Origin of the sequence: Methylomonas rosea (genome assembly GCF_024505055.1) — a bacterium.
In the GTDB taxonomy this organism is placed as follows: domain Bacteria; phylum Pseudomonadota; class Gammaproteobacteria; order Methylococcales; family Methylomonadaceae; genus Methylomonas; species Methylomonas rosea.
This window is the reverse complement of record NZ_JANIBL010000116.1, coordinates 1-4,331: the sequence shown is the minus strand read 5'-3', so window position 1 is coordinate 4,331 and position 4,331 is coordinate 1. Positions and strand designations below refer to the sequence as shown.

3 protein-coding genes are annotated in these 4,331 nt (G+C 59.7%); all 3 read right to left on the bottom strand.

The window, feature by feature from the left end; genetic code table 11:
- The coding region (locus tag NP589_RS21185) for an efflux RND transporter permease subunit (RefSeq protein ID WP_256608752.1) at positions 1–2,766 on the bottom strand (2,766 nt) is incomplete at its 3' end.
- A complete protein-coding gene (locus NP589_RS21180) occupies positions 2,763–3,941 on the bottom strand; it encodes an efflux RND transporter periplasmic adaptor subunit (RefSeq protein WP_256608751.1) in 1,179 nt (392 codons plus the stop codon). The genes NP589_RS21185 and NP589_RS21180, both read right to left, overlap by 4 nt.
- The coding region (locus NP589_RS21175) for a TolC family protein (RefSeq protein ID WP_256608750.1) at positions 3,938–4,331 on the bottom strand (394 nt) is incomplete at its 5' end. The genes NP589_RS21175 and NP589_RS21180, both read right to left, overlap by 4 nt.

The window sequence follows — 4,331 nt, the reverse complement described above, 5'->3', positions numbered from 1 at the left end:
GGCTGCCCAGTGCGCCAGCACCGCGCCGCTCCAGGCCACCGGCGCGGCCAGCAGAAAAATCAGCGGTTTGCTGTAAGACTTGAATGGCACCGCGATCAAGGCATAGATCACCAACAGCGCGATCAAGGTGTTTTTGCCGAAGGCCGCCAACATGGCTTCCTGTTCCTGGCGCTGCTGGCCGATTTGCACATTCAAGCCCCGAAAAGCCTGTTCCAGGCGCGACAAGGCGCCGCTTTCCAGCGCGGCGTAAATGCCATTGACGTCAGCTTTGGTCGGATCGACGCGGGCCTGCACTTTCAAAACCCGGTGCCGGTCTTCGCGGTTCAACCGGGAATAGCCTTGCACCAGCTTGATCTCGGCCAGATCGTTCAGCGGCACGCTGCTGCCGTTTGGCAGGCGCACCGGTTGAGCCTTCAACGCATCCAACGATTGCCGCTGCTCCAAGGGGTAGCGCACCATCACTTTTACTTCGCGGCGGCCGCGCAAGAAGCGATGCACTTCCGCACCGTAATAGCCTTGTCGGACTTGCTCGGCCAACTGCTCGAGCCGCAAACCCAGGCGTTCGGCTTCCGGCTTCAAAGCCAGCCGCACTTCGGGGTTGCCCGGTTCGGACGAGTCGATCACATCGTAAACGCCGGGAAACGCTTCCAGTGTCTTTTTAAGTTGCTCGGCGGCGGGTTGCAGCAAACTCGGATCGCCCGCACCCAGCAGCAACTCGATGTCGTAAGGTACGTCGCCTTCTTTATAAATAAAATCGACCTTGCCCCGGCCAATATCGCCGATGCGTTGCCGCCAATCGCGGATGAATTCTTCTACTCTCAAGCGCCGGCGACCCTCGGCCGAGAACTCCAGCCAGATACCGGCGCCGTGCTCCCAAATAATGGTTTCCACGCCGACGATAACGCTTTGGTCGTTGGCATCAGCGGCTTGCACACTGTTAATACGTGCCTGATCCATACCGTCCAGTTCGTCGCGCAAAGCAAATAAGGCTTTTTCCACCTGGGTCGCCAGTGCCTGAGTCTCGCTGTAAGGCGCGCTCTGCGGCAACTGTATCGATACCCAAAAACTGTCCTTGGCGACATCCGGATTAATCGATTGCCGCACCCGGTCGCTAAGGACCAGCGCCGCGCAAATTGCCAGCAGGGCGATGAACAAGGCCACGGTCAAATAGCGCCAGGCCATCGCAGTTTCCAGCAGCGGCCGATAAATACGCGCGACGAAACGATCCAATCCTCGATTCATCCGCTCGCGCAAGCGTTGTAAATAGCCGGGTTTGGCCTCGGTGTCGATGTCGCCGACCAGATGCGACGGCAGAATCAACAGCGCCTCGACCAGCGAGAACACCAGTGTCAATATCATCACCAGGCAAATCGGCCGCATCATCTGCCCCGCCCATCCCGGTAAAAACAGGCCGGGCAAAAACGCTACCAGCACAATCAATACCGACAGACTGACCGGTAGTGCCACTTCCCGCACGCCGCTAATTGTGGCTTGCAGCGGCGATTGCTTGCCTGCAATTTGCCGGCTATGCACGCTCTCGCCGATGATGATGGCATCGTCCACCAAGATGCCCATCGCCAGTAAAAAACCGAACAAGGACAGCATGTTCAGGGAAATATCCAGTGCCGGCATCAGCCAGAACGCACCCAGCACCGAGGTAAAGATGCCGACGCCGGCCCACAACGCTACTCGCAGCCGCAAGAACAAGGTCAGCACCAGGCAAACCAGTACGAAACCGCTCAAACCATCTTCCAACAGTGTGCCGATGCGCTCGTCGTAAGCTTGCGAATCGTCCCACCAGGTAATCAGGCGCAAGCCTTCCGGCAATTGCGCGCGCATCTCTTCGGCATAAGCCTTCACCCTCCGCGCCACCGCCACGCTGTCTTGTTCGGCGTGGATTTCCCAACCCTGCGCAGTCTGGCCATTGTGGTGCCAGGCCCACAGGCGTTCTTCCAGGCCGTCTTTGATGGTGGCGATCTGCTCCAAGCGCACCCGGTTGCCGTCCGGCAAGGTCTTGACGATCAACGCGCCGACCGCGTCGGCATCGCGGGCCCGGCCGCTGACGCGCAGTAGCAGCTCGCCGTCGGGGTTTTTAATCAGACCACCCGGCAGATCGACCGAGGCCTTGCGCACCGCTTGCGCCACCTCATCCAGCATCAGCTGATATTTGCGCAATTGTTGCGGCAACGCTTCGATGTCGATTTCGTAGGCCAGTTCACCGTAATTGCGGGCGCGACTAACACCCGGAATAGCCGCCAATTGTTCCTGAATCCGGTCGCCGTAGCGTTGCAGAGTGGTTGCATCGGTGGCGCCGTGCAAAGCCAGCCAGATCACGCCGTCGTCGTCCTCGCGATCGGCCTGCAACACCTGGATTTTTTCCAGCTGCTTCGGCAAGCGCGGAATGGCTTGCACCCGGCTTTGCAGTGTTGCCATCATCTGAATTCGGTCATGGTTCGGCAGAATTTCCACGCCGATCTTGCAGTTGTCGCCCCTAATCTCGCCATGCAGATGCTTAACACCCGGCACGTCGTGGATGGCTTCCTCAATCGGTACGCACACCGACTCCTCGACTTCCGAGGGGCCTGCGCCGGGAAATACCGCTTCGATCAGAATTTTATTGGGGCTGAAGCGCGGAAAGACTTCTTTATCGACACCGACGATGCCCAGCACGCCGCCGGTCAGAATCAACAGCATCAATAGATTGGCCGCAACCGGATTGCCGGCGAACCAGGCCAATAAACCTAAACGCTGGTTGGCAGGCGTCATTGGGCGGCTTCAGGCTGAGCTTCGACCGCGTTGACTTTCATTCCCGCCACCGGTACCGGCAGTTCCGACACCACCACGCGGTCGCCGGGATTTAAACCGGCCTTGACGATGACGCGCTCGGCGTCGTGGCGCAGCACTTGCAGTTGGCGAATTTCCAAACGCTGCTCGGCATCGACCAGCTTGGCTTGTTGCAAACCGTTCAATGCGGTGCGCGGCAAGGTAAACAGGCCGTCGCGGCGCACGCCTTCGATCTCGGCTTGCACGAACAAGCCGCTTAGCAAGGGCGGACGATCCGACGTTTCCCGAAACGGCTCGGCCACTTGGGCGACCAGATAGAGTTGACCGCTGTTGTCGTCCAGCGCCGCTTCGCTGCGGACGATGCGGCCTTGCCATCTTTGCGGCTTGCCGGCCAATTCCGCACTTAGCGTCACCGCCGGCCAACGGCCTGTCTTGGCATTTTGCCCCAAAGGCAATTCCAGAAACGCCAGTTGCTCGGTGCTGATCGGCAGACGGATTTCGGCGATGTCGCTGGCGTAAATCCGCGCCACCACCGCACCGGACGGGACGTATTGTCCCAAACCGGCTTGCTTGCTCAGCACCCGGCCGGCAAACGGTGACCGCAATTCGCAGCGGCTGCGATTGAGTTTGGCCTTGGCCAGATCGGCCTCGGCAGCCTTGAGTTTGGCTTGCGCTTCCGCTAATTGCGGCTTGCGCAGCGCCAATGCAGTGGGCTCGCCTTCACCCAAGGCTTGCCATTCGCTGTGCGCCTGCTCGACTTGCGCCTGTTCGTTGATCAAGACCCGCTGGGCCTCGGCCAGCTGGGCTTCGGCGGCAACGATGGCGTAATCGTAATCGCGCGGATCTATAGTCAGCAGCAATTCGTTGGCTGCGAAGAAACCGCCGGCGACCATGGCCGGATGGACCTGCGCCACTTTCCCGCCGACTTCGCTGACCAAATCGATAGTCTCGCGCGGCGCCACGACGCCCTGCGACATCACATTTAGCCGCAGGCTTTGCGGTTCGGCGCGGACCACGTTGACCTTAGGAATGTTCGGTTCGGCGCTCTGCTGAACGGTTTGCGGCTTGGCGGCGATAATCGCCCAAGCCGCGCCGGCAGCAGCCAGCAAAACCAGGATAGGCAACAGAACTTTTAAATCGAGTGCTTGTGGATTCAAACGGCGCCACCTAATGCCAGATAGAGGTTGATACGATTGTTCAATAATTGCCGTTGCACGGCCAAATGCGCGCTTTGGGCGTTGAGGGTGCTGCGGTAGCTGTCGAGCAAGGTGAGGATTTCGATCAATCCCTGCCGGTAGGAATACACGGCCAGCTTACGGCTGGCTTCGGTTTGCTGCACTGCTTCGCGCAGCGCTTGTTCCTGGGTACGCAGCCAGACTTCGGCGGCCAATGCTTGCTCCACTTCGCGGAAGGCGTTTAACGCCACGCTTTGATATTGGTTAAACGCTTCCTGCACTTTGGCCTCGTTAAAGCGAATCTCGCCTCGCAGCCGGCCGCCGGTGAACAGCGGCTGGGCCAGCCCGGCTGCCAGATTCCAGGCCGCCGCG